This window comes from Streptomyces flaveolus (assembly GCF_044765825.1).
GTDB lineage: Bacteria > Actinomycetota > Actinomycetes > Streptomycetales > Streptomycetaceae > Streptomyces > Streptomyces flaveolus.
In genome coordinates this window covers 563,459-588,367 of sequence record NZ_JBIWKU010000001.1, presented here as the reverse complement: position 1 = coordinate 588,367, position 24,909 = coordinate 563,459, and the positions used below count along the sequence as shown (strand labels likewise).

The following is a 24,909-nucleotide window of genomic DNA, read 5'->3' as shown; positions in this document are numbered from 1 at the left end:
GGCGCCACCCCCCCGCGGGGGGGGGGGGGGGGCGCCGCGGCCCGCGGCGGGGGGGGCCCCCGCCCCCCCCCCCCCCGCCCCTCGGCTCAGCCTCCGGCGGCACGCGCGCAGTCCGCGCAGGTGCCGAAGATCTCCACGGTGTGCGCCACGTTGACGTATCCGTGTTCGGCGGCGATGGCCTCCGCCCACTTCTCCACCGCGGGGCCCTCGACCTCGACCGCCTTGCCGCAGACCCGGCACACCAGGTGGTGGTGGTGGTCGTCGCTGGAGCAGCGGCGGTAGACGGACTCGCCCTCCGCGGTGCGCAGGACGTCGACCTCGCCGGCGTCGGCGAGGGACTGCAACGTGCGGTAGACCGTGGTGAGCCCCACCGAGTCGCCCTTGTGTTTGAGCATGTCGTGGAGCTCCTGCGCGCTGCGGAACTCCTCGACCTCCTGGAGGGCCGCCGCCACGGCGGCCCGCTGCCTGGTGGCGCGGCCCTTCACGGGCGGTCCAGCGGTCGTCACGGGGTGCCTCCTCACGTCTGCACTGCCGGGGCCATTGTGCCAGCCCGGGCCGTCAGCGGTCAGACGCCGACTTCGTCGCCGGACCCGCGGGAGGCCGGAACCCGGCACTCCGCGGGGTCCCCGGCGGACCCGGCGAGGGCGGCGGCCCGCGCGCGTCGCCGGGCCAGCGGTGTGGCCAGCGCGGTCAGCACGATGAACGCGCCGATGGTGAGCAGCACGATCGTCGCGCCGGGCGGCACGTCCTGGTAGTACGACGTCACCGTGCCGCCGATCGTCACGGTCACGCCGATCGCGACGGCGATCGCGAACGTCGCGGCGAAGCTGCGGCTGAGCTGCTGGGCGGCGGCCACCGGGACCACCATCAGCGCGGACACCAGCAGCAGACCGACGACGCGCATCGCGACCGTCACCGTGACCGCGGCCGTGACGGCGGTCAGCAGGTTCAGCGCGCGCACCGGCAGCCCGGTGACCCGGGCGAACTCCTCGTCCTGGCTGACCGCGAACAGCTGGCGGCGCAGCCCCAGGGTGACCAGCACCACGAAGGCGGCCAGGACGCAGATCGCGGTCACGTCGGACTCGGAGACCGTCGACAGCGAGCCGAAGAGGTACGAGGTGAGGTTGGCGTTGGAGCCGGTCGGCGCGAGGTTGATGAACATCACGCCGCCGGCCATGCCGCCGTAGAAGAGCATGGCCAGGGCGATGTCGCCGCGGGTGCGGCCGTACCAGCGGATCAGCTCCATGAGGACGGCGCCGAGGACGGAGACCAGGGTCGCCATCCACACCGGGGACCAGGAGAGCAGGAAGCCGAGGCCGACGCCGGTCATGGCCACGTGGCCGATGCCGTCGCCCATGAGGGCCTGGCGGCGCTGGACGAGGTAGATGCCGACGGCGGGGGCGGTGATGCCGACCAGGACGGCCGCCAGCAGCGCCCGCTGCATGAAGGCGTAGTTCAGGAGTTCCATCAGCTCAGCAGTCCCGTGCGGATCGGTTCGGCGCCCGCGGGTGCGTGCGGGTGTACGTGGTCGTGGCCGGGCAGGGCGTGCTGGCCGACGGCCTTCGGGGGCGGGCCGTCGTGCAGGACGCAGCCGTCGCGCAGGACGACGGCCCGGTCGATCAGGGGCTCCAGGGGGCCCAGCTCGTGCAGGACGAGGAGGACGGTGGTGCCGGCCGCGACCTGCTCGCGCAGCGTGGCGGCCAGGACCTCCTGGCTGGCCAGGTCGACGCCCGCCATCGGCTCGTCCATGATCAGCAGCTCGGGTTCGGAGGCGAGCGCGCGGGCGATCAGCACGCGCTGGTGCTGGCCGCCGGAGAGGGCGTTCACGGAGTCCTTGGCCCGGTCCGCCATGCCGACCAGGTCGAGGGCCCGGCGCACGGCCTCGTGGTCGGCCTTGCGCAGGACGCCGAAGCGGGCGCGGGAGAGCCGGCCGGAGGAGACGACCTCGGTCACCGTGGCGGGCACGCCGCCCGCGGCCGTGGTGCGCTGCGGGACGTAGCCCACGCGCGCCCAGTCGCGGAACCGGCGCCGCGGGGTGCCGAACAGCTCGATCTCCCCGTCGACGGGCGGCACCTGGCCGATGATCGTGCGCACGGCCGTGGACTTGCCCGAGCCGTTGGCGCCGAGCAGGGCCACGACCTCGCCGCGGCGCACGGTGAGGTCGATGCCGCGCAGGACGGGGCGCGAGCCGAGGTCGGCGCGGACGCCGCGCAGTGCGATGACGGACTCGGTCATGCCACCCTCCGGCTGGTCGGTCTGGTCGGTCACTTGGCGCCCAGGGCCGTCTGGAGGGCCTTGAGGTTGGCTTCCATGACCTGGAAGTAGTCGTCGCCCCGGGACTGGTCGGTGATGCCCTCGATCGGGTCGAGGACGTCCGTCCTGAGGTTCGCGTCCTTGGCGACCGTCTTCGCGGTCCTGTCGCTGACGAGCGTCTCGTAGAAGACGGTGGAGACACCGTCGGCGGCGGCCATCTTCTCAAGGTCCTTGATCCGGGCGGCGCTGGGCTCGGACTCGGGGTCGAGGCCGCTGATGGCCTCCTCGGTGAGGCCGTAGCGCTCGGCGAGGTAGCCGAAGGCGGCGTGCGTGGTGATGAAGACCTTGGTCCTCGTGTCCTTCAGCCCGGTCTGAAACTCCGTGTTCAGGTCGCCGAGCTTCTTGACCAGGGCCGCGGTGTTCTTCTTGTAGTCGGCGGCGTGGTCGGGGTCGGCCTTCTCGAAGGCCTTGCCGACGCCCTCGGCGACCTCGGCGTACTTGACCGGGTCGAGCCAGATGTGGGGGTCCTTGCCGCCGGCTTCCTCGCCGTGGTCGTGGCCGTGCTCGTCCTCCTCGGCCGCGTGGTCGTGCTCGGCCGCGTGGCCGCCGACCTCGTCGCCGTGCTTCTCCAGGGAGGTCAGGGAGGCCGCGTCGATCTTCGTCTCGATCCCGGACTGGGTGACGGCCTCGTCGACGGCGGGCTGGAGACCCTTGAGGTAGAGCGCCGCGTCCGACTCCTCCAGCTGCGCCCGCTGCTTGGTGCTGACCTCGAGGTCGTGCGGCTCCTGGCCGGGCCCGGTGAGGCTGGTGACGTTGACGTGGTCTCCGCCGATCTGCTCGGCGAGGAAGGCCATCGGGTAGAACGACGCGACGACGTCGAACTTGTCCGTGTTGCCCGCCGCCGCGGTGTCGCTGGAGCACGCCGAGAGGGTCCCGAGACCGAGTGCGGTGGCCGCGGTGACCGCTATGCCGGATATGCGGCGTCGTCGTACGTTCATGACACTCATTTTCAACGAATCTGGAAACCGTTGTCAACAAGCCCCCGAACGGCCCCCGATTTGGCCGGGGGGCGTCCCGCGCCGGTAACCTGAGGCATTCTCTGGAAGCATCTCGCTTCGTCGCCCGTCGTCGTAATGAAGAGAGCACCGTGGCCGCCGACAAGATCGACACCATCGTCAGCCTGAGCAAGCGCCGTGGCTTCGTATTCCCCTGCAGTGAGATCTACGGCGGTCAGCGCGCCGCCTGGGACTACGGTCCGCTGGGTGTCGAGCTCAAGGAGAACCTCAAGCGCCAGTGGTGGCGCTACATGGTCACCTCGCGCGAGGACGTCGTCGGTATCGACTCGTCCGTGATCCTGGCCCCCGAGGTCTGGGTCGCCTCCGGTCACGTCGCCACCTTCACGGACCCGCTGACCGAGTGCACCTCCTGCCACAAGCGGTTCCGCGCGGACCACCTGGAGGAGGCGTACGAGGAGAAGAAGGGCCACGCCCCCGAGAACGGCCTCGCCGACCTCAACTGCCCCAACTGTGGCAACAAGGGCACCTTCACCGAGCCCAAGCAGTTCTCCGGCCTGCTCTCCACCCACCTCGGCCCGACCCAGGACAGCGGCTCCGTCGCCTACCTGCGGCCCGAGACCGCCCAGGGCATCTTCACCAACTTCGGCCAGGTGCAGACCACTTCGCGCCGCAAGCCGCCGTTCGGCATCGCCCAGATGGGCAAGTCCTTCCGCAACGAGATCACGCCCGGCAACTTCATCTTCCGCACCCGCGAGTTCGAGCAGATGGAGATGGAGTTCTTCGTCAAGCCGGGCGAGGACGAGAAGTGGCAGGAGTACTGGATGGAGCAGCGCTGGAACTGGTACACCGGCCTGGGCCTGCGTGAAGAGAACATGCGCTGGTACGAGCACCCGAAGGAGAAGCTCTCCCACTACTCCAAGCGCACCGCCGACATCGAGTACCGGTTCTCCTTCGGCGGCAGCGAGTGGGGCGAGCTGGAGGGTGTCGCCAACCGCACCGACTACGACCTCGGCGCGCACTCCAAGGCCTCCGGCCAGGACCTCTCCTACTTCGACCAGGAGGCCGGCGAGCGCTGGACGCCGTACGTCATCGAGCCGGCGGCCGGTGTCGGCCGGGCGATGCTCGCCTTCCTGCTCGACGCGTACATCGAGGACGAGGCCCCGAACGCCAAGGGCAAGCTGGAGAAGCGCACCGTGCTGCGCCTCGACCCGCGCCTGGCGCCGGTGAAGGTCGCGGTCCTGCCGCTGTCCCGCAACCCGGAGCTGTCGCCGAAGGCGAAGGGGCTCGCGCAGGCGCTGCGGCAGAACTGGAACATCGAGTTCGACGACGCCGGTGCGATCGGGCGCCGGTACCGTCGCCAGGACGAGATCGGTACGCCGTTCTGTGTCACCGTCGACTTCGACACGCTCGAGGACAACGCGGTGACCGTGCGGGAGCGGGACACCATGAAGCAGGAGCGCGTGTCGCTGGACCAGATCGAGGGGTACCTCGCGGCTCGGCTCGTCGGCTGCTGACCGTTCGTTTCCGCTGAGGCACCAGGGGGCTCCGCCCCTTGGGACCCCCGGACCTGCGCCCACCCTCCACCCGACACGGTCGGCTGGAGGGTGGGCTCTTCCGTATGCGCGGCCGGGTGTCAGATGTCGGCCGTGCACCGCCAGAACGCCCGCATCAGCGGCGTCGGGTCCGGGTTCGTCATGGCCACCTGGGTGAGCAGGACCGCCGTCGTCCCGGTGGCGGGGACCAGGTGCGCCGAGGTGCCGCTGCCACCGACCCAGCCGTAGCGGCCCGGTACGTTCCACGGCTCCGTCCGGTCCACGTCGACCTGACCGCCGTAGCCCCAGCCCTGGCCGAGCAGGAACAGACGGCTCGCCTCGCGCTGTCCGGGTGTCAGGTGGTCGGTGGTCATGCGGCGGACCGAAGCGGGGGAGAGGACCTGCCGGCCGTCCACCGCGCCCCCCGCGAGCAGCATGCGCGCGAAGGCCAGCCAGTCGTCCACCGTCGAGACCAGCCCGCCCGCCCCGGACGGGAAGGCCGGGACGCCGCTCCACTGGCCGTCGGGGACGTCCATCGGTTCCAGCGCCCCGGACGGGGCGGGCCGGTAGAGGGTGGTCAAGCGGTCCCGCTTCCCGGACGGCACCGCGAAGGCCGTGTCCACCATGCCGACCGGCTCCAGCAGACGCTCCGCCAGGACGTCCGGCAGCGGCCGGCCGGTGACCCGGGCGATCAGCACGCCCTGCAGGTCGGAGCAGGTGTTGTACAGCCAGGCCGCCCCCGGCTGGTACAGCAGCGGCACGCGGGCCAGGCCCGCCAGCCACTCGTCCGGCACCGGTGCCCGCTGCGGTTCGAGTCCGCCTTGGTGCGCCGCGAACAGCGCCTGCACGCCGGGCAGCGAGAAGTCCGACGGGAAGCCCCAGCCCGCCCGGGAGCTGAGCAGGTCCTCGACGGTGATCGCACGCTCCGCCGGGACCACGTCGTCCAGGGCGGCGGACGGGGTACGCAGCACCCTCGGCTTCGACAGCTCCGGCAGCCACGCGTCCACCGGGTCGTCCAGCCCCAGCAGCCCGTCGTCGACCAGTGCCAGCACGGCCGCGGCCGTGATCGGCTTCGTCAGCGACGCGATCCGGAAGAGGCTGTCCCGCGCCATCGGGGCGGTGCCGTCGGCGTCCACATGGCCGACGGTCACCACCTCCACGTCGTCACCGCGGGCCACCAGGGCCACGGCACCCGGCACCGTGCCGTCGTCCACGTGCCGTCGCAGGGTGGTGCGCAGTGCGCTCATGTCGTTCATGGGCGGGCCTCCGGTTCGTCGTGGTCGTGGTGACGACTCCGGTCGCGTCCGCAACTCATCGGCGGCCGGCCGCCTCAGCCGATCGTCCGCGGCAGCCGCAGGCTCAGCAACCCCGTCAGCGCCACCGCCGCCAACTGGACCAGCAGCGTCGTCACCAGCGCGTCCCGCATGCCCAGGCCCGGCACCAGGGACAGGAACAGCGTGCCCAGCGCGGCCACCCCGAGCGCCAGGGACGACTGCTGCGTGGTCATCATGACGCCGCTGCCGACACCCGCACGGGCCGGCGGCACCTCCGACAGGACGACCCGGAAGACCACCGGGAGCTGCAGCGCCTGTCCGGCCCCGGCGACGGCCGCGCCCGGCATGAGCTCGACCAGGCCGAGGTCCGGCCAGGAACGCCAGGCGGCCAGCGCCATCAGGGCCAGGCCCACGCCCTGGAGCACGGCACCCGCCGGCACCACACGGGTGCCGTACCGGGCGACCAGCCGGGGACCGGCGAGGGAGACGAAGAAGAACACCACCGCCAGCGGCGCCAGAGCCGTCCCCGCCGCCACCGGGCCGAGGCCGGCGCCCTGCTGGAGCGCGACCGCGATGACGAACATGAAGCCGCTGAAGCCGACCGAGAACGGCACGATCAGCAGCAGCCCGCGCCGCAGCGAGGTGAGCGCGAACAGGCTCGGCGGCACCAGCGGCGTACGGCCCGCGCGGTCCGCCCGGCGCTCCACCGCGTAGAACGCCGCCGCCACGAACGGGAACGCCGCCAGCGACAGCCACGTCCACAGCGGCCAGCCCGCCGTGCGGCCCTCGGTGAGCGGGACCAGCAGGGTGAGGAGCGAGGCGGCCAGCAGCACCGTGCCGGGGCCGTCCACCGGCTCCGGGCGCGCCGAGCGGGTCTCCGGGACCGCGCGCGCGGCCAGCAGCAGGCCCACCAGCACGACCGGGACGTTCACCAGGAAGACGGAACGCCAGCCGGTGCCCGCGATGTCGGCGGCCACCAGCACACCGCCCAGGATCTGGCCGGCCACCATCGACAGGCCGGCCGTGGCCCCGTACAGGCCCATGGCCCTGGCCCGCCGGGTACCGGAGGTGGTCGCCTGGATGGTGGCCAGCACCTGCGGCAGCATCGCGGCGGCCGAGGCGCCCTGCGCCACCCGCGCCGCCACCAGTGTCCAGGCGTCCGGCGCCAGACCGCACGCCAGCGAGGTCAGGCCGAAGGCGGCCATGCCGCCCAGGAACATCCGCCGCCGGCCGAACAGGTCGCCGAGCCGGCCGCCGAGGACGAGCAGGACGGCGTACGCCACCCCGTACCCGGCGACGACGAGTTCGAGGACCGACTCGCCCGCCGAGAGGTCGGTGCCGATGGTGGGCAGGGCGACGTTGACGATGAAGAAGTCGACGAGGGGGAGTGCCGCGGCCAGCAGCACCGTGAACAGTCCGGGCCCGCTGAGGGCGGGTGGTGCCGAGTCCGCCGGACGGACGGGACGTGAAGTGATGGTTTCGGTCACGCCATCGAGACTGCGGCGCCCGCCAGACCGGTACCAGAGTCTCCTTGTCCTGGTAGAAGGAGTACCTGGCAACAGGATCCGGTGAGCGGCACCCTGGAGGCATGACGACGATGGCCCAGGAAAGCACGGGAGTGACGGTCCGGGCGGCGGCCGCCGGGGAGACGGAGCCGCGGACCCCGGAGGTGGCGTCGCAGGTCCGACGGCACGAACTCGCCGCCTTCCTGCGCAGCCGCCGCGAACGCATCGCCCCCGAACAGGTCGGGCTGCCCCGCGGACGCCGGCGCCGCACACCGGGGCTGCGCCGCGAGGAGGTCGCCCAGCTCTCGGCCGTCGGCGTCACCTGGTACACGTGGCTCGAACAGGCCCGGGACATCCAGGTCTCCGTGCAGGTCCTCGACGCCCTCGCCCGCGCGCTGCTGCTCGACCCGACCGAACGCGCCCACCTCTTCCGGCTCGCCGGAGCCGTCGACCCGACGCCCGCGACGGTCTGCCCGTCGATCTCGCCCGCGGTGCGAGCCCTGCTGGAGCAGTTCGAGCCGTATCCGGCGTGCGTGCAGAACAGCCGGTACGACATCCTCGCCCACAACCGCACCTACGGGCTGCTGCTGTGCGACCTGGACGCGGTGCCGCCCGAGGACCGCAACTGCATGATCCTGTCCTTCACCCACGACGACTGGCGGTCGTCCATCGTCCATCTGGAGGAGACCCAGCGGCTGATGGCCGCCCGGTTCCGCGCCACGATGGCCGGTCACCTCACCGAGCCCGCCTGGAAGATGCTGCTGAAGCGGCTGCGGGCGGAGTCCGCCGAGTTCCAGGAGGCCTGGGAGCGGTACGAGGTGGTCGCCCACCGCAGCAAGCGCAAGGAGTTCCTCAACCGGTACGTGGGCCGGGTCAGGGTCGACCACACGGACCTGTGGCTCGGACCGGAGCCCGGACCCCGCATGGTGACGTACGCGCCGGCCGACGAGACCTCGCGGGAGCGGCTGGAGAGGCTGCACGCGATCGCCCTGGAGCGCGGAGCGGCATCGCCGGGATGACCGCCCGAAGTGCGGGAACCCGGGGATATGCGGAAGGTGATGTTCCCAGGGTTTCGTCAGTTCGCACAGGGCGAGGACAGTCATGGCTGAGCAGAAGTCGGCGCAGACGCTCCCGCGGCCGTTGCACGCGGCCGCATCGGCGCTGCGGAAGGTGCCGGGCGCCGGGACGGTCGGCCGGGCGGCCGAGGGCGCGCTGGACATGATCGGGGCCGTGTCGCCGCGTGGGCGGCGGCTGGTCGTCTACACCGGGGCCGGAGTGCTCGGCGTCGCCGGTTTGGTGGAGTGGCCGGTGGCGGTCACCGGAGCGGCGGTGGCGTGGCTGACGCGGCCACGGCAGTCGCCGGAGGAGGAGGCCGAGGCCGAGGCGAAGTCGGAGGCGGCACGGGTGGCCTCCGGCGCGGACGCCGCCACGGGCAGCGTCGCGGCGAAGCGGAACGCGGTGACGGCCACGGGTGCCTCCGGCGGGAGCGCCTCTGCGGGGAGCGTCGCGGCGAGGCGGAACGCCGCGAAGAAGACGACGACGAGGAGCGCGGCCACGGAGGCCGGCGCCGTCAGGAAGAGCGCCGCGGCGAAGCGGGCCGCGAGCAGGTCGGCGGCCGGGAAGACGGTCGCGGGGAAGACGGTTGCGCCGAAGTCGGCGCGGAGTACGTCGGCCGGGACGAAGCCGGCGGCGAGCGAGGCGGCGGGTGCTGGGTCGGCCGCGAGCAGGTCGGCCGGGGCCACGTCGGCCGCGTCGAGGACGGCTGCGACGGATACGGCGGGGACGAAGGCGGCGGCGAGTAGGACGGCCGGGGTCAAGTCGGCCGCGTCGAGGACGGCTGCGGCGGGGACGGCCGGGACGGAGACAGCGGGGACGAAGGCGGCGAGGGCGGCGGCGAGCAAGTCGGCCGGGGCCAAGTCGGCGACGAGCGAGGCGGGCGGGGCCACGTCGGGCGCCGCGAAGGGCGCCGCGCGGAAGAGCCCCGCGACCAAGGCCGCCGGGCGGAAGGCCGCGGTGAAGAGCACCGCGACCGGCGTCGCCGCACGGAGGGGCACCGCGACCGGGACCGCCGTGCGGAAGGACACCGCCACCGCGGCCGCGGCGCGGAAGAGCACCGCGACCGCCGCGCGGAAGTCCGCCACCGCGAAGTCCGCCGCCGCCAAGGCGGTTGCGGCGAAGGCCACCGCGGCCGGGACCGCCGCGCAGAAGAGCACCGCGACCAGGGCCGCGGCGCAGAAGGCCGTCGCGGCGAAGAGCACGGCGACCAAGGCCGCCGCGCAGAAGGCCGCCGCGACCGGCACCACCGCGCGGAAGTCCGCCGCCGGCAAGACCGCTGCGGCGAAGGGCGCCGCCACCGGGGTCGCCGCGCGGAAGTCCGCCGCCGGCAAGACCAACGCGGCGAAGGCCACCGCGGCCGGGACGTCCGCGCGGAAGTCCGCCGCCGCGAAGACCACGGCGGCGACGAGCAGCCCCGCGAAGCGCGCCGCAGGCAGCAGCGGCTCCGGGGCCGGGACGTCCGGGCGGAGGTCCGCCGCCGCGCAGTCCGGCGCGGCGACGGGCACCCGCGCGAAGCGCGCCGCAGGCACACGCACCCGAAGGGCGGACTGAGAGGCAGCGATGGCCGGTGGACTTCTGACGCGTTCCCAGGGCGCCGTCGCAGGGATCGTCCTGGCCGGGCCCCGCCTGGTCGCGCGCGGCACCGCCCCCGCCGTGGGCGCCGCGGCCGGCGCGGTCGCGGGCACCGCACGGGCCGGCGTGCGCGGCGCGGACTTCGCGGCGCGGGCGGCCCGGGTCGCCCGCGCCGCGCTGCCCGGCGGCCCCCGCCACTGGCGGGCCGGCCCCCGGGCGCACCTCGCGCTGCGGCCGGCCGCGACCGAGAAGGTGCGCCGGGCGGGCGGCGTCGAACACGTCGCCCGCCGCGTGGCGGCGGCCGTCGCCGAGCACCCCGACGTGGCGCTCGCCTACTGGGACAACGGGCTGGCCCGGCTGGTGGTGACCGCCACCGAGGAGGAGCTCACCGACCGGGTCGTGGACCACGCGACCGACCTCGCCGAACAGCAGGGGCTGGTCCGCGCCGACGACGAGGTCGAGGAGCTGGCCCACCCCGGCGACCCGGCCGCGGTGCGCGTCGCGGCGACCGCCCTCGGCGCCGACGTGCTCGGCATCGCCGCCGCCCTGACCGCGTCCTCCCTGCGGCTGCCGCCCTCGCCCCGCCTGGTGACCGCCGTGGCGACGCTGCTGCGCGAGAACCCCAGGTTCCGCGCCTGGCTGCGCGGGCGGCTCGGCGCCCACCGCATGGACGTGACGCTGGCCGCCGCCAACGCGGCCGTGCACGGCGCGGGCCAGAGCCCCACCTCGCTGGTGCTCGACGGGGTGGTGCGCGCCTGCCAGTTGGGCGAGGCGGTCGCCCGGTCGGCGGCCTTCGAGGCCGTGCACGACCAGCTGTGCGCCCCGGACCGGGGCAGCCTGCCCGCCGACGTCACCCTGCGTCCGCCGCTGCGCACCTCCCCGGCCCAGGACTACGCCGCCCACGCCTCGACCGGCAGTGTGGCGGGCGCCGCGGCGACCCTGCTCGTCAAGCACGATCTGGCGGAGGCCGCGGAGGCGGTGCTCGCCGGCTCGCCGAAGGCCGCCCGCTACGGTCCCGCCGCCTTCCACGCCGTACTGAGCGCCGCGCTGTCCCGGACCGGCGTGCTGGTGCGCGACCCGGAGCGGCTGCGGCAGCTGGAGATGACCGGCACGGTCGTCCTGCACCCCAGCGCGCTGCGCACCCCGCACGCGGGGGCGGACCCGTGGACCGAGGACGTCCTGGACGCGGCGCGGCGCGCGGGGCTGCGCGTGGTGATGGTGGAGGACCCGGCGCTCGCCGACTTCACCGGCCTCGCGGACCAGGTCGTCAGCGCCCGCCGCCCGCTCGGGGACGTGGTGGACCAACTGCGCGCCGAGGGCGGCGGCGTCATCACGGTCGTACGGCCCCTGCCCGGCGACGACGACACGGTGCTGGCCGGGCTGTTCCGCGGTGACGTGGCCATCGCGCTGGCCGACGCGGACACCCCGGTGGCCTGGGGCGCCGACGTGCTGGCATCGCGCGGTCTGGCCGACGTGTGGCGGGTGCTGCGGGCGGTGCCCGCGGCCCGCAAGGTCGGGGGCCGCTCGCAGACGCTGGCCCGGGCCGGTGCGGCGCTGTCCGGGCTGCTGGTCGCGGTCGGCGAGGCGCGCAGCGGGAGTGCCGGTTCGCCGTTGCCCGGGCTGCGGCACGCGCCGGTCGACGCCAGCGCGGCGGCGGCCCTGCTGTCCGGGGCGCGCGCCGCCCTCGGCGTGGCGGCGGCCCGCGCCCCGCACCCCCGGCCGCGGGTGGCGTGGCACGCGCTGGACGTGGCGGACGTACGCGACCGGCTGGAGCACGAGACCGAGCCCGAGCCGACCGTCGTCGAGCAGGCCACGGGCCGGGTGCGCGAGGTGGCCGAACGGGCGGGCCGGGTGCGGGTGCTGGCGCCGGTGCGGTGGTCCTGGCAGCTGGCCCGGGCCGTGCGCGGCGAGCTGGACGATCCGCTCACCCCCGTGCTGGCGGTCGGTTCGGCGGCCTCCGCGATCCTCGGCTCGGTCGTGGACGCGGCGCTGGTGGTCGGTGCGCTGGACCTGAACGCGCTGGTCGGCGGCTTCCAGCGGCTACGGGCCGAACGGGCGCTGTCCGGGCTGCTCGCGGAGCAGAAGCAGAAGGCGCGGCTGAGCGAGGAGCCCTCCGCACAGGGGGCGGAACCGTCCGAGGAGGGTACGCAGGCGCCCGCGGCGGGCGAGCCGCGGATCGTGGACGCCGCCAAACTGCACCCCGGGCACGTGATCGAGCTGAAGGCGGACGACGTCGTGCCCGCCGACGCCCGGCTGCTGTGGGAGGACGGCCTGGAGGTGGACGAGTCCGCGCTGACCGGTGAGTCGCTGCCGGTGGACAAGCGCGTGGACCCGGCGCCGAAGGCCCCCGTGGCCGAGCGGTACTGCATGGTCTTCGAGGGCACGACCGTGGTGGCGGGCCGGGCGAGGGCCGTCGTCGTGGACACCGGCGAGCACACCGAGGCCGCGCGGGCGGTGGCGCTCGCCGCCCGGACGCCGTCGGCCGCGGGCGTGCAGGCCCGGCTCCAGGAACTCACCCGCAAGGCACTGCCGTTGACGCTGGCCGGCGGCGCGGCGGTGACCGGCCTCTCGCTGCTGCGCGGCACGCCGATCCGGCAGGCCGTCTCCGGCGGCGTGTCGGTGGCGGTGGCCGCCGTGCCCGAGGGGCTGCCGCTGGTGGCGACGGTGGCACAGCTCGCGGCGGCCCGCCGGCTGAGCCGGCACGGCGTCCTCGTGCGCACCCCGCGCACCCTGGAGGCCCTGGGGCGCATGGACACCATCTGCTTCGACAAGACCGGCACGCTCACCGAGAACAAGCTGCGGCTGACCCGGGTCGCGGGCGCCGACGGCACCGTCCGCAAGGCGGGCGACCCGGACGCCGCCGGCACCGTACGGGTCGCCTCGCGCGCCTGCCCCCGACTGAACGGCGACGGAGCCCGCCCCACCCACGCCACCGACGAGGCCGTCCTGGACGCCGCCGGGCCCGACCCCGAGTGGACGCAGGACGAGGGCCTGCCCTTCGAGACCTCCCGCGGCTACGCCGCCGCCGTCGGCCGGGAGGCGGACGGCGCCCCGGTCCTGGTGGTCAAGGGTGCCCCCGAGACCGTGCTGCCCGCCTGCACCGGTCTGCCGTCGCACGCCTCCGAGGCGGCGCACGACCTGGCCGGCGCCGGGCTGCGCATCATCGCGGTGGCGAGCCGGCCGCTCGGCAGGGACGAGCAGGCGGCCGACGTCCTCGAACAGCCGCCGTCCGGGCTGGAGTTCACCGGGCTGCTCGCGCTGGCCGACGTGGCGCGCGAGACATCCCCGGCGCTGGTGCGCGGGCTGCGCGGGGCGGGCGTACGGCCCGTGGTGCTGACCGGCGACCATCCGCAGACCGCCCGCGCCATCGCCGTCGACCTGGGCTGGCCCGAGGACGCGGTCGTGGTCACCGGCGACGAACTCGCCGCCGCCGACCGCTCGGCCCGGTCCCGGATGCTGCGCGACGCGGACGTGGTGGCCCGGGTGGCGCCGGAACAGAAGCTCCAGGTCGTGGAGTCGCTGCGGGACGCCGGGCGGGTCGTCGGCATGGTCGGCGACGGCGCCAACGACGCCGCGGCGATCCGTGCCGCCGACATCGGCGTGGGCATCAGCGCCCGCGGTTCGGCCGCCGCCCGCAACGCCGCCGACCTGGTCGTCACGGGCGACGACCTGCTGGTGCTGGTGGAGGCGGTGCGGGAGGGCCGGGCGCTGTGGCACAGCGTCGCCGACGCCATCGCCATCCTGATCGGCGGCAACGCGGGCGAGGTCGGCTTCGGCATCATCGGCACCGTCCTCGGCGGCTCCGCCCCGCTGTCCACCCGCCAGATGCTGCTGGTCAACCTGTTCACCGACCTGTTCCCGGCGATGGCCGTGGCGGTGACGGAGACGGGGGACGCGGAGCAGGAGAAGGACGACGCGGGCGCGCCGCTCGGTACGGCGGTGCTGGGCGCGCCGCTGATCCGGCAGATCCGGCACCGGGCCATGACCACGGCACTCGGGGCGACCGCGGCCTGGCTGTTCGGCCGCTTCACGCCGGGCACGAGGCGCCGCTCGACGACGATGGCCCTGTGCGCCGTGGTGGGCACGCAGCTGGCCCAGACCCTCGCGGACCGGCGGGGCAGCCGGCTGGTGCAGGTGACGTCCGTCGGTTCGGCCGTCGCGTTGGTCGCGCTGGTGCAGACGCCGGGGGCGAGCCAGCTCTTCGGCTGCACGCCGCTGGGGCCGCTCGCCTGGGCGGGCGTGGCCGCGGCGATCGCGCTGGCGCTGGCGGGGCAGCGGGCGTTGCCGGTGGTGGAGGAGGCGGTGGAGAGGTACTGGCCGAAGGTGACGGAGGTTTTGCCGGCGGCGATGAGGTGAGGCGCGGCGTGGTGTGAGGCGGCGGGGGTGCCGGGGTGTGTTGTCTGCGGGTGGGTGGGGGCTGGTCGCGCAGTTCCCCGCGCCCCTAGGGCGCGTGCGGTGGGGGTCTCGGTCGCTCGGTTCTCCGGGCTCCCTGGGGGCGTGCGGTGAGGCTCGTACGGGGGGTGTGTCGTGTGCGGGTGGGTGGGGGCTGGTCGCGCAGTTCCCCGCGCCCCTAGGGCGTGCGCCGGGGGTCGGTCGCGCAGTTCCCCGCGTTCCTGGGGGCGTGCGGTGGGGGTCGGTCGTTCGGTTCTCTGCGCTCACGGGGCGGGGCGGGACGTAGTCGGGGGCGGCGTCACGCGGATGAGCGGGCCGGTTCCCGTACCTCCGGTGACTTCAGGCGCTCGGCGGTCAGTTCTGCCGTGCGGCGGGCCCAGCGGCCGTTCGTGACGGCGCCGAGGACCAGGACCGCCAGTCCGCAGGCCGCCAGGATCCACCAGCCGGGGCGGGCCGCGGAGACGAACGCGGACCCGTACGACGACGTGCCCACGCCCGCCGCCAGCACCGCGCCGACCACCGCCACGCCCAAGGTCTGGCCCAGCTGGCGGCTGGTGGAGGCGACGGCGGCGGCCACCCCGGCCTGCGCGCGCGGCATGCCGGAGACGGCCGTGTTGGTGATGGGCGCGTTGACGAAGCCGAAGCCGACGCCGAACAGGACGTACCCGATGAAGAGGGTGACGTTCGACGTCTCCGCCTCGAAGGCGGCGAACAGGACGCCGCTCACGGTCAGCGCGCCGCCCGCGATCAGCAGGGGCAGCCGCGGCCCCCGGCTGCCGACCAGCCGCCCGGACAGCGGGGCGCACAGGAAGGTCGGCACGGCCATCGGCAGCATCCACAGGCCGGCGTGCAGGGCGCTCAGCCCGCGCACGTTCTGCAGGTACAGCGTGGACAGGAACAGGAAGCCGCCCAGCGCGGCGAAGGCGCTGATCGCCGTGACGGTGGCCCCGCTGAACGGCACCGACCGGAAGAAACGCAGGTCGATGAGGGGTTCGGCGCGGCGCGGCTCGTAGCGCAGCAGCCCGACCAGCGCGGCCAGCGCCAGCACGGCGTAGGGGAGTACGGAGGTGAACCCGGCGCTCGGCGCCTCGATGATCGCGTAGGTGAGGGAGCCGAACAGCACGATCACCATCAGCTGGCCCAGCGGGTCGGGACGGCGGGCCCTGGGGGCGCGGGACTCGGGCACGAAGCGCAGGGTGAGCAGGAGCGCGGCGAGCCCGACGGGCAGGTTGACCCAGAAGATCGAGCGCCAGCCCACCGACTCCACCAGCAGTCCGCCCACCAGGGGACCGGCGGCCATCGAGATGCCGACGACCGCGCCCCACACGCCGATCGCGCGGGCACGCTCGCGCGCGTCGGTGAAGGTGTTGGTGATGATCGACATGGCCACCGGATTGAGCATCGAACCGCCCACCGCCTGCATCATCCGGAACACCACCAGCGACGACAGGTCCGGCGCCAGCGAGCACAGCAGCGAGCCGACGGTGAAGACGACCAGGCCCGTCATGAAGACCCGTTTCCGGCCGATCCGGTCGGCCGTGGAGCCCGCGAGCATCAGCAGCGCGGCCAGCACCAGCGTGTACGCGTCGATCGCCCACTGGAGCCCCGACGTGCTCGCGTGCAGATCACGCTGCATGGAGGGCAGGGCCACGTTCAGGATCGTGTTGTCGATGCTCACGATCAGCAGGCTCATGCAGCAGATGGCGAGCACGAGCAGACGTCGGCGAGGGGTGAGCTCGGGCATGAACTCCATCGTACGCCCACTTCGATAGTGCGGTTAACTAATGACCGCTACACGAGCTTGCGTCCGCGGACCCCGAGCACCGCCCCGCGTGCGTGACAATGGAGGAATGTCCACGCCCACCACGCCCGCCCCCGCCACCGCGAACCCGCCGTTGCAGATCGGCCCGCACACCGCCGCACCGCCCGTGGTGCTGGCGCCGATGGCCGGGATCACCAACGCGCCCTTCCGCACCCTGTGCCGGGAGTTCAGTGGCGGCAAGGGCCTGTTCGTGAGCGAGATGATCACGACCCGGGCGCTGGTCGAGCGCAACGAGAAGACCATGCAGCTGATCCACTTCGACGCGACCGAGACGCCGCGCTCGATCCAGCTGTACGGCGTCGACCCCGCGACCGTCGGCAAGGCCGTCCGCATGATCGCGGAGGAGGACCTCGCCGACCACATCGACCTGAACTTCGGCTGCCCGGTGCCCAAGGTGACCCGCAAGGGCGGCGGCTCGGCCCTCCCGTACAAGCGCAACCTGCTCCGGTCGATCCTGCGCGAGGCCGTCAGCGGTGCCGGTGACCTGCCCGTCACCATCAAGATGCGCAAGGGCATCGACGACGACCACCTCACCTACCTCGACGCCGGCCGCATCGCCGTCGAGGAGGGCGTGACCGCCGTCGCCCTGCACGGCCGCACCACCGCCCAGCACTACGGCGGGACCGCCGACTGGGAGGCCATCGCCCGCCTGAAGGAGCACGTCCCGGAGATCCCGGTGCTCGGCAACGGCGACATCTGGTCCGCCGAGGACGCGCTGCGCATGGTCCGCGAGACCGGCTGCGACGGCGTTGTGGTCGGGCGCGGGTGCCTCGGGCGCCCGTGGCTGTTCGCCGACCTGGTCGCCGCCTTCGAGGGGCGCCCGGAGGACTGCGTACGGCCCACCCTGCGCGAGGTCGCCGACGTGATGGTCCGGCACGCCACCCTGCTGGGCGAGTGGATCGGCGACGAGTCCCGCGGCGTGATCGACTTCCGCAAGCACGTCGCCTGGTACCTCAAGGGCTTCGCCGTCGGCTCCGAGATGCGCAAGCGCCTCGCGATCACCTCCTCGCTCCAGGAGCTGCGCGCCGGGCTCGACGAACTCGACCTCGACCAGCCCTGGCCCACCGGCGCCGACGGCCCCCGCGGGCGTACGTCCGGCAACAACCGGGTCGTCCTGCCCGACGGCTGGCTGAAGGACCCGTACGACTGCGCGGGCGTCGGCGAGGAAGCGGAACTGGACACCTCCGGCGGCTGATCCGTCCCGCCTCCCGCCGCGTTCACCTCTTGGACGGGTGCGGGGTCGAGCCGTACGCGGTCAGGAAGCGGTCGCGGAAGGAGCTCATCTTCCACACCGGGGCGTCGTGGGCGGGCCGGAGGCCGTCGGTCCAGTGCCAGTCGTCGATCGCGTCGAGCACCTTCGGGTCCTTGGCGACGATCGTGACGGGCACGTCCCGGCTCGCCCCCTCGCCGCTGACCCGGGCGATCGGCTGGTGGTCGCCGAGGAAGACCAGGACGGTGTCGTCGGTGCCGTACCGCTCCAGCCACTGGGTGAGGCAGGTGACCGAGTACTGGACCGACTTGCCGTACTCCTCGCGGGACTTCGTGGAGTCGGCGATGACGTCCGCCGACTTCTCGCCCGCCGCCTCGATGCCGTCGAACACCGAACCGTCGCCCAGCTCGTCCCAGCCGACCATCCTCGGGATCGGCGCCCACGGCTGGTGGCTGGAGGTCAGGATGATCTCGGCCATCAGCGGCCTGTCGCGCTTCCTGCCGTGCTCCAGCCGCTGGAAGGCCTCCAGCGCGTACTGGTCCGGCATGGTCGACCAGCTGAACTTCGGGCCCTCGTAGCCGAGGCGGTAGGCGTTGTAGACCTTGTCGAGCCCGTGGAACCTGGCCTCCGGCCAGGCCTTCTGCACCCCGGGCATGATGCCGACGGTGTCCCAGGCGCCCGTGTCGCCGAACATCTTCGTCAGCGTGCGGTGGTCGCCCGACGTCACGGTGCGGTAGCGCTGCTGGTTGTCCACCCACAGACCGGACAGGAAGGTGGAGTGGCCCAGCCAGCTGCCGGCGCCGTAGGTCGGCGAGGTCAGCCAGCCGCTCTTCGCCCGGTAGCCCGCCGCGGCCAGCGCCTTGGTGCTCGCGTCGAGCGTCCGGTCCACGCCGGGGGCCATGACCGGGTCCTCGACGGCGCTGCGGCCGTAGCTCTCGATGAAGGTGAAGATCATGTCCTTGCCGCGCAGATCCGGCACCAGTTGCTCGCCGGGCGTGGCACCGAAGGCGTCGGCCTTCGCCTCCGCGGCGAAGGCCGCCTCGTCCCGGACCGTGTCCATCACCCGCTCGGTCTGCGCCCTGAGGGCGTACGCGGCCCGGCCGGAGGCGAGCGGCATGCCGAAGGCGTGCAGGCCGAGGACCGAGCAGGTGATCCACACGGTGCCGGCGGCCAGCACCCCGCGCATCGCCCGCTCCCGGTGCCCGGCCAGCAGGTCGCCCAGCCGGACCGTCGCCAGGACCATGGACACCAGCAGGAGGAGCGCGAGGGCGACGGCGCCGAGGGCGGCCAGGGTCGCGACGGTCCCGCCCAGCGAGTCCGCGACATAGCTGCGGGCGTCGTCGAGCAGGCCCCAGTCGAGCACGACGTCGAAGCCGCGGCCCAGGTACTCGCCGAAGCCCATGTCCAGCAGGTTCAGCAGGGTCAGTACGCCCAGGCCCGCGCCGTACAGCACGGCCACGATCCGCCGGGGGCGGCGCGGCAGACCGAGCAGGACGGCGGCGCCGACGATCGCCTCCGCCGGGATCTGCGTGAAGCGGTTCGGCTCCAGGGCGATGTAGGTGTTCGGCAGCAGCAGCGCGGCGAGGACGAGGACGGCGGCCAGGGCCGTGGTGGTCCGGCGGAGGACGCGGGCGGGGACGGGGTGGCGGGAGCGCCAGGTACGCCAGTGGGCGAGGCGGGCCCTGACGGCGCGGAGTGCGGGGCCTGCCGTGGGAGCACCGGGCCGCGGAGCGGCTTCGGGGGCCGGCCCGGTGGCGGCCCCCCGAGCCGTCTCCGTTTCCGTGAGGTCGGTGTCGGTGTCGGCGTCGGCGGCCGTGTGCGGTGGCCGGCGGAAGCGCGTGAAGACAGGCACCCGAAGGTCCTTCCCTGTGGAACCCGGTGGACGGCGGACCCGGCGTGGGGGCCCGGGTCCGCCGCACTGTCGTACGTCCCGGGCGCGGGGTGCGTTCAGCCTGGTGCGATCACGTCTCCGGTCACGTCCTCGCGCGTGTTCCGGAACGCGTCCCGGGACGCGTCCGCATGGTGAAATCCGGCGGGCTGTGGCAGCGTGATTCTCGCCACCTCTGATAGGAGTAGCGCTCAGATGAGCGGATCTTGACCGAGTCCACTTCTCCAAACTGTGGCACTGAGTGCCATGGCATGATCGTTCATCGATCGAACTCAGACGTAGAATACGGCGCTCAGGTGAGCGGATTGAGGCGTCTGCGGGAGTTGATTCGTTCAAGAAGTGAAAACACAAGCCGCCACTCGCTTGCCAAGCCTTGACTTTCAATCCGCTGGCGGACGGGTGGTTACAGGCGCATGACGCGCAAGTGGACGTACCCAGGTGCCTTCGATCTGGGTACATTCCCTGCCGTCAGGGCAGCCACCGCGTCCTCGAGGAGTCGAGACCCGTGTCGGAAAACAAAGAACCCCAGGTAGCCGAGCAGGGCACCGGCGTTGAGGGCGTGAAGTTCGTCTACGACTTCACCGAGGGCAACAAGGACCTCAAGGACCTCCTCGGCGGCAAGGGCGCCAACCTCGCCGAGATGACCAACCTGGGCCTTCCGGTCCCTCCCGGCTTCACCATCACCACCGAGGCATGCAAGACCTACCTCGACAGTGGCGAGGAGCCGGCGGCACTGCGTGACGAGGTGAGTGCGCACCTCGACGCCCTCGAGGCGAAGATGGGCAAGAAGCTCGGCCAGGCCGACGACCCCCTCCTCGTGTCGGTCCGCTCCGGAGCCAAGTTCTCCATGCCCGGCATGATGGACACCGTCCTCAACATCGGCCTCTCCGACAAGTCGGTGCAGGGCCTGGCCAAGCAGGCCGGCGACGACCGCTTCGCGTGGGACTCCTACCGCCGCCTCATCCAGATGTTCGGCAAGACCGTCCTCGGCGTCGACGGCGACCTCTTCGAGGAGGCGCTGGAGAAGGCCAAGGAGGCCAAGAAGGTCACGGTCGACACCGACCTGGAGGCCGCCGACCTGAAGAAGCTGGTCACCGCCTTCAAGAAGATCGTCAAGAAGGAGGCCGGCCGGGACTTCCCGCAGGACCCGCGGGAGCAGATGGACCTCGCCATCAAGGCGGTCTTCGACTCCTGGAACGGCGACCGCGCCAAGCTCTACCGCCGCCAGGAGCGCATCCCGCACGACCTCGGCACCGCCGTCAACGTCTGCTCCATGGTCTTCGGCAACCTCGGCCCGGACTCCGGCACCGGCGTCGCCTTCACCCGCGACCCCGCCTCCGGCCACCAGGGCGTCTACGGCGACTACCTCCAGAACGCCCAGGGCGAGGACGTGGTCGCGGGCATCCGCAACACCGTGCCGCTCGCGGAGCTGGAGCAGATCGACAAGAAGTCGTACGACCAGCTGATGCAGATCATGGAGACGCTGGAGAACCACTACCTGGACCTGTGCGACATCGAGTTCACGATCGAGCGCGGCCAGCTGTGGATGCTCCAGACCCGGGTCGGCAAGCGCACCGCGGGCGCGGCCTTCCGCATCGCCACCCAGTTGGTGGACCAGGGCCTGATCGACGAGGCCGAGGCGCTCAGCCGTGTCAACGGCGCCCAGCTCGCCCAGCTGATGTTCCCCCGCTTCGACGAGAGCGCCAAGGTCGAGAAGGTCGGCCGGGGCATCGCGGCCTCCCCGGGCGCGGCGGTCGGCAAGGCGGTCTTCGACTCCTACACCGCCGTGAAGTGGTCCCGCTCCGGCGAGAAGGTCATCCTCGTCCGCCGTGAGACCAACCCCGACGACCTGGACGGCATGATCGCCGCCGAGGGCATCCTGACCTCGCGCGGCGGCAAGACCTCCCACGCGGCCGTCGTCGCGCGCGGCATGGGCAAGACCTGTGTCTGCGGCGCCGAGGAGCTGGAGGTCGACACCAAGCGCCGCCGGATGACCGTGCCCGGCGGGCACGTCGTCGAGGAGGGCGACGTGATCTCGATCGACGGCTCCTCCGGCAAGGTCTACCTGGGCGAGGTCCCGGTGGTCCCGTCCCCGGTCGTGGAGTACTTCGAGGGCCGGATGCACCCGGGCGCCGACGACGCCGACGAGCTGGTCGAGGCCGTGCACCGCATGATGGCCTTCGCCGACCGCAAGCGCCGGCTGCGGGTGCGCGCCAACGCCGACAACGCCGAGGACGCGCTGCGCGCCCGCCGCTTCGGCGCCCAGGGCATCGGCCTGTGCCGCACCGAGCACATGTTCCTCGGCGACCGGCGCGAGCTGGTCGAGCGGCTGATCCTGGCCGACACGGAGGCCGAGCGCGAGGAGTCCCTGAAGGAGCTGCTGCCGCTGCAGAAGCAGGACTTCGTCCAGCTCTTCGAGTCGATGGACGGCCTCCCGGTCACCGTCCGCCTGCTCGACCCGCCGCTGCACGAGTTCCTGCCCGACATCACCGAGCTGTCGGTCCGTGTCGCTCTCGCCGAGTCCCGTCAGGAGCCGCACGAGAACGAGCTGCGCCTGCTCCAGGCCGTGCACCGCCTGCACGAGCAGAACCCGATGCTGGGTCTGCGCGGCGTCCGCCTCGGCCTGGTCATCCCCGGCCTGTTCACCATGCAGGTCCGGGCGATCGCCGAGGCCGCGGCCGAGCGCAAGGCGGCCAAGGGCGACCCGCGCGCCGAGATCATGATCCCGCTGGTCGGCACCGTCCAGGAGCTGGAGCTCGTCCGCGACGAGGCCGACCAGGTCATCGCCGAGGTCGAGGCGGCCACCGGCGCGAAGCTCAAGCTGTCGATCGGCACCATGATCGAGCTGCCGCGCGCCGCGCTGACCGCCGGTCAGATCGCCGAGGCCGCCGAGTTCTTCTCCTTCGGCACCAACGACCTGACGCAGACCGTGTGGGGCTTCAGCCGCGACGACGTGGAGGCCAGCTTCTTCACGGCCTACCTGGAGAAGGGCATCTTCGGCGTCTCCCCGTTCGAGACGATCGACAAGGACGGCGTCGGCTCGCTCGTCGCCGCCGCCGCCAAGGCCGGCCGCGAGACCCGCCCCGACCTGAAGCTCGGCGTCTGCGGTGAGCACGGCGGCGACCCGGAGTCGGTCCACTTCTTCCACGAGGTGGGTCTGGACTACGTCTCCTGCTCCCCGTTCCGCATCCCGGTCGCCCGCCTGGAGGCCGGCCGCGCGGCGGTCACCTCGAAGGGCAGCGACCACCGCTGACCCGGGGCACGCAAGACCCCGGAGCCGCCGTCTGTCACCCGACCACCCTCACCGATCGGCGGCGGCTCCGGCTCACGAGAAGGGGCGGCACCCTGTGCGGGGGTGCCGCCCCTCGCGTCTCCGTGCGTCCGCCGCCAGTTGTGCGTGGGCTGTGTCAGGGGTGTGACTCTTCTTTCAAAGTCGCACCACAACCATCGGGTTCACCCGTTGGTCATCTGCACGATGGTCCTACGCCCCTGACAGTAGTAAAACGACGCCGGAAATGGTGGACGGATGTCCCAGACGGAGCAGGCAAGTCCGGTCGACAAGGCCGCGGAGCACGACGGTGGCGAGGTGGTGGCGCCGGAAGTGCCCCCGCCCGCTGCCGGTGCGCGCGTGGAGGCCCCGGCCGGGCCGGTCGTCCGCGGCAACCGGCTCGCCGCGCTGGACGGGCTGCGGTTCCTGGCGGCCCTCGCGGTGGTGCTCTTCCACTTCGTCGGCCAGACCCCCTGGGGCATGATCGCCATCTGGGGCCGCCCGTACCAGGAGACCTTCCCCGACGCGCACCGCTACTTCGCCTTCGGACGGCTCGGCGTCGACCTGTTCTTCCTGATCAGCGGCTTCGTCATCTGTATGAGCGCGTGGGGGCGAACCCCGCGCGACTTCTTCATCTCCCGCGTCACCCGGCTGTATCCCATGTACTGGGTGGCGATCGCGGTGTCGGCGAGCGTCGTCTACCTCTTCGACACCCCGTTCGGGCACCCCAACCCGCGGGTGCTGTTCGCCAACCTGACGATGCTGCAGACCCCGCTCGGGGTGGACAACCTGGACTCGGTCTACTGGACGCTCTGGCCGGAGCTCTGCTTCTACCTCACCTTCGTGGTGGTGGTGTGGAAGGGACTCACCTATCAGCGCGTGGTCATCTTCTGCGGGCTGTGGACGGTCGCCGCGGTGCTGGCGCCCAGCGCCCACATACCGCTGCTCACCCTGATGGTGAACCCGACGTCCGCGCCGTTCTTCATCGCGGGCATGGCCTTCTACCTCATGTACCGCTACCGGCCGACGCCGCTGCTGTGGGGCATCGTCGCCATGTCGTGGCTGCTGGCGCTGCACTTCCTGCTGGCGCCGCGTGGGGGCCGCAACAACTGGGAGACCTGGGCGCCGTGGCGCGGCTGGCTGGTCCTGGTGACCACGGTGTTCTTCCTGCTGATCGCGGTGATCGCGCTCGGCTGGACCAGCAGGATCCGCTGGCGGGGACTGACGGTCGCGGGGACGCTGACCTTCCCGCTCTACCTGCTGCACGACGTCATCGGCATGACCATCGCCCACCACTTCGGTGACCGGGTCGATCCCTGGCTTCTGGTCGGGGCCACCGTGGCGGGCCTGATCCTGCTGTCCTACCTCGTGCAGCGGTTCGTGGAACGCCCCATCGCGCTGGCCATGCGGCGGCTGCTGAGCAGTGCCGCGTTCAGTCTGGAACCGCCCAAGCGACGCCGCTGAGCGGGCGGGACGGGCCGGGAGCGAGTCGTTCCCGGCCCCTCGCCGTTCCGGAGCCGGTCAGCGGGTGCCGGCGTCCCGGCGCCTGCGCGCCGCCAGGAGCAGGCCGCCGCCGGCGAGCACGACGGCCGCGCCGCCCGCCGCGAGGTACGGGGTGCTGTCGTCGCCGCCGGTCTCGGCCAGGTCGGTGCCCTGCTTCCCGGCGGCCTGGTCGCCTCCGGCCTGGCCGCCGGCCTTGTCGGTGCCGGTGCCGGTGTCAGTGTCCGAGTCCGTGTCCGTCCCGGCGTCCGTGCCCTTGTCGTCGGCGGGCACGAAGTCCGCGGGCGGCTTGTCGCAGCCGACGCCGTCCTTGTCCCGGTCGAGGTGCTCGCCGTAGTGCTCGTCGCCCTTCTCGATGTTGGAGTACCCGGCGTCGTACGCCTCGGTGCAGTTCTTGAAGGGGTGGGTGCCGTCGTGTGCCTCGGCGACGGCCGGCAGGGCGGCCAGGGCCAGGGCGGCGACGGCCACGGCGGCCGGCTTGCGGAGCAGGTTCATCGAGTGTCCCGGGAATGGTGTGGAGCGGCTGTGTCGGAGCAGCCGAAGCTAGTGAGGTGACGGGAGGGTGGTGGCGATATGGAGGAGCCGTGACGGGAACGTGACGTGACCGGACGGTAACTGTCC

The 24,909-nt window shown here is 73.0% G+C and carries 16 protein-coding genes; 6 read left to right on the top strand and 10 right to left on the bottom strand.

Annotated features, from left to right (window positions below; translation table 11 throughout):
- Positions 1-86: 86 nt before the first annotated feature.
- Genes ACIRG6_RS02660 through ACIRG6_RS02645 form a run of 4 tightly spaced genes read right to left on the bottom strand, consistent with a single transcriptional unit; the run spans position 87 to position 3,251 of the window.
- On the bottom strand, positions 87-506 hold the full coding sequence (locus ACIRG6_RS02660) for a Fur family transcriptional regulator (RefSeq protein WP_350719810.1): 420 nt from the start codon (positions 504-506) through the stop codon (positions 87-89).
- A gap of 59 nt (positions 507-565) precedes the next feature.
- Positions 566-1,468 (bottom strand): metal ABC transporter permease, encoded by a 903-nt coding sequence (locus ACIRG6_RS02655; protein ID WP_364685233.1) that lies wholly within the window; start codon positions 1,466-1,468, stop codon positions 566-568.
- Positions 1,468-2,235, bottom strand: coding sequence for a metal ABC transporter ATP-binding protein (locus ACIRG6_RS02650; RefSeq protein WP_318218488.1), 768 nt, complete (start codon positions 2,233-2,235; stop codon positions 1,468-1,470). Before ACIRG6_RS02650 ends, ACIRG6_RS02655 begins: the two co-directional genes overlap by 1 nt.
- A 29-nt stretch (positions 2,236-2,264) precedes the next feature.
- Entirely contained in the window at positions 2,265-3,251 is a 987-nt protein-coding gene (locus ACIRG6_RS02645; RefSeq protein WP_364685230.1) for a metal ABC transporter solute-binding protein, Zn/Mn family, read from the bottom strand.
- Positions 3,252-3,400: 149 nt separating this feature from the next.
- Between ACIRG6_RS02645 and ACIRG6_RS02640 the strand changes: the two genes are divergently transcribed.
- Positions 3,401-4,783: a glycine--tRNA ligase gene (locus ACIRG6_RS02640; RefSeq protein ID WP_239768188.1), complete on the top strand. Its 1,383-nt coding sequence runs from the start codon at positions 3,401-3,403 to the stop codon at positions 4,781-4,783.
- Between the two features lie 119 nt (positions 4,784-4,902).
- Here ACIRG6_RS02640 and ACIRG6_RS02635 read toward each other — a convergent pair whose 3' ends face one another.
- Complete coding sequence (locus ACIRG6_RS02635; protein WP_364685240.1) at positions 4,903-6,048, bottom strand: serine hydrolase domain-containing protein; 1,146 nt, start codon at positions 6,046-6,048, stop codon at positions 4,903-4,905.
- An 83-nt stretch (positions 6,049-6,131) separates the two neighbouring features.
- Positions 6,132-7,562, bottom strand: a complete 1,431-nt coding sequence (locus ACIRG6_RS02630) for an MFS transporter (protein WP_239768191.1) — start codon at positions 7,560-7,562, stop codon at positions 6,132-6,134.
- A 101-nt stretch (positions 7,563-7,663) separates the two neighbouring features.
- Between ACIRG6_RS02630 and ACIRG6_RS02625 the strand changes: the two genes are divergently transcribed.
- Positions 7,664-8,599, top strand: coding sequence for an MmyB family transcriptional regulator (locus tag ACIRG6_RS02625; RefSeq protein WP_403320360.1), 936 nt, complete (start codon positions 7,664-7,666; stop codon positions 8,597-8,599).
- 240 nt (positions 8,600-8,839) lie between these two features.
- Here the strand turns inward: ACIRG6_RS02625 and ACIRG6_RS02620 are convergent, their stop codons facing one another.
- Positions 8,840-10,165 (bottom strand): hypothetical protein, encoded by a 1,326-nt coding sequence (locus tag ACIRG6_RS02620; protein WP_403320359.1) that lies wholly within the window; start codon positions 10,163-10,165, stop codon positions 8,840-8,842.
- Positions 10,166-10,196: 31 nt separating this feature from the next.
- Between ACIRG6_RS02620 and ACIRG6_RS02615 the strand changes: the two genes are divergently transcribed.
- Positions 10,197-14,564 (top strand): cation-translocating P-type ATPase, encoded by a 4,368-nt coding sequence (locus tag ACIRG6_RS02615; protein ID WP_403320357.1) that lies wholly within the window; start codon positions 10,197-10,199, stop codon positions 14,562-14,564.
- Between the two features lie 334 nt (positions 14,565-14,898).
- Here ACIRG6_RS02615 and ACIRG6_RS02610 read toward each other — a convergent pair whose 3' ends face one another.
- Positions 14,899-16,344: an MFS transporter gene (locus ACIRG6_RS02610; RefSeq protein ID WP_318218485.1), complete on the bottom strand. Its 1,446-nt coding sequence runs from the start codon at positions 16,342-16,344 to the stop codon at positions 14,899-14,901.
- A 106-nt stretch (positions 16,345-16,450) separates the two neighbouring features.
- Here ACIRG6_RS02610 and dusB point away from each other — a divergent pair, with 106 nt between their 5' ends.
- Positions 16,451-17,617 carry a tRNA dihydrouridine synthase DusB gene (dusB, locus tag ACIRG6_RS02605; RefSeq protein ID WP_239768195.1) on the top strand — a complete coding sequence of 389 codons (1,167 nt, stop codon included), beginning with the start codon at positions 16,451-16,453 and terminating at the stop codon, positions 17,615-17,617.
- Positions 17,618-17,639: 22 nt separating this feature from the next.
- Here the strand turns inward: dusB and ACIRG6_RS02600 are convergent, their stop codons facing one another.
- Entirely contained in the window at positions 17,640-19,484 is a 1,845-nt protein-coding gene (locus tag ACIRG6_RS02600) for an alkaline phosphatase family protein (RefSeq protein ID WP_403320355.1), read from the bottom strand.
- Positions 19,485-20,025: 541 nt separating this feature from the next.
- Between ACIRG6_RS02600 and ppdK the strand changes: the two genes are divergently transcribed.
- Positions 20,026-22,773: a pyruvate, phosphate dikinase gene (ppdK, locus tag ACIRG6_RS02595; protein ID WP_189227917.1), complete on the top strand. Its 2,748-nt coding sequence runs from the start codon at positions 20,026-20,028 to the stop codon at positions 22,771-22,773.
- A 273-nt stretch (positions 22,774-23,046) separates the two neighbouring features.
- Entirely contained in the window at positions 23,047-24,252 is a 1,206-nt protein-coding gene (locus tag ACIRG6_RS02590; RefSeq protein ID WP_364685213.1) for an acyltransferase family protein, read from the top strand.
- 57 nt (positions 24,253-24,309) lie between these two features.
- On the opposite strand, the gene ACIRG6_RS02585 is transcribed toward ACIRG6_RS02590, so the two are convergent.
- Positions 24,310-24,783 (bottom strand): excalibur calcium-binding domain-containing protein, encoded by a 474-nt coding sequence (locus ACIRG6_RS02585; protein ID WP_403320352.1) that lies wholly within the window; start codon positions 24,781-24,783, stop codon positions 24,310-24,312.
- Positions 24,784-24,909 lie beyond the last annotated feature (126 nt).

Excerpts from the sequence above, each read along its gene's own strand:
- ACIRG6_RS02655 (WP_364685233.1), bottom strand. The coding sequence starts at position 1,468 with ATGGAACTCCTGAACTACGCCTTCATGCAGCGGGCGCTGCTGGCGGCC.
- ACIRG6_RS02650 (WP_318218488.1), bottom strand. The coding sequence starts at position 2,235 with ATGACCGAGTCCGTCATCGCACTGCGCGGCGTCCGCGCCGACCTCGGC.
- ACIRG6_RS02645 (WP_364685230.1), bottom strand. The coding sequence starts at position 3,251 with ATGAACGTACGACGACGCCGCATATCCGGCATAGCGGTCACCGCGGCC.
- ACIRG6_RS02635 (WP_364685240.1), bottom strand. The coding sequence starts at position 6,048 with ATGAGCGCACTGCGCACCACCCTGCGACGGCACGTGGACGACGGCACG.
- ACIRG6_RS02625 (WP_403320360.1), top strand. The coding sequence starts at position 7,664 with ATGACGACGATGGCCCAGGAAAGCACGGGAGTGACGGTCCGGGCGGCG.
- ACIRG6_RS02615 (WP_403320357.1), top strand. The coding sequence starts at position 10,197 with ATGGCCGGTGGACTTCTGACGCGTTCCCAGGGCGCCGTCGCAGGGATC.
- ACIRG6_RS02610 (WP_318218485.1), bottom strand. The coding sequence starts at position 16,344 with ATGCCCGAGCTCACCCCTCGCCGACGTCTGCTCGTGCTCGCCATCTGC.
- dusB (WP_239768195.1), top strand. The coding sequence starts at position 16,451 with ATGTCCACGCCCACCACGCCCGCCCCCGCCACCGCGAACCCGCCGTTG.
- ACIRG6_RS02590 (WP_364685213.1), top strand. The coding sequence starts at position 23,047 with ATGTCCCAGACGGAGCAGGCAAGTCCGGTCGACAAGGCCGCGGAGCAC.
- ACIRG6_RS02585 (WP_403320352.1), bottom strand. The coding sequence starts at position 24,783 with ATGAACCTGCTCCGCAAGCCGGCCGCCGTGGCCGTCGCCGCCCTGGCC.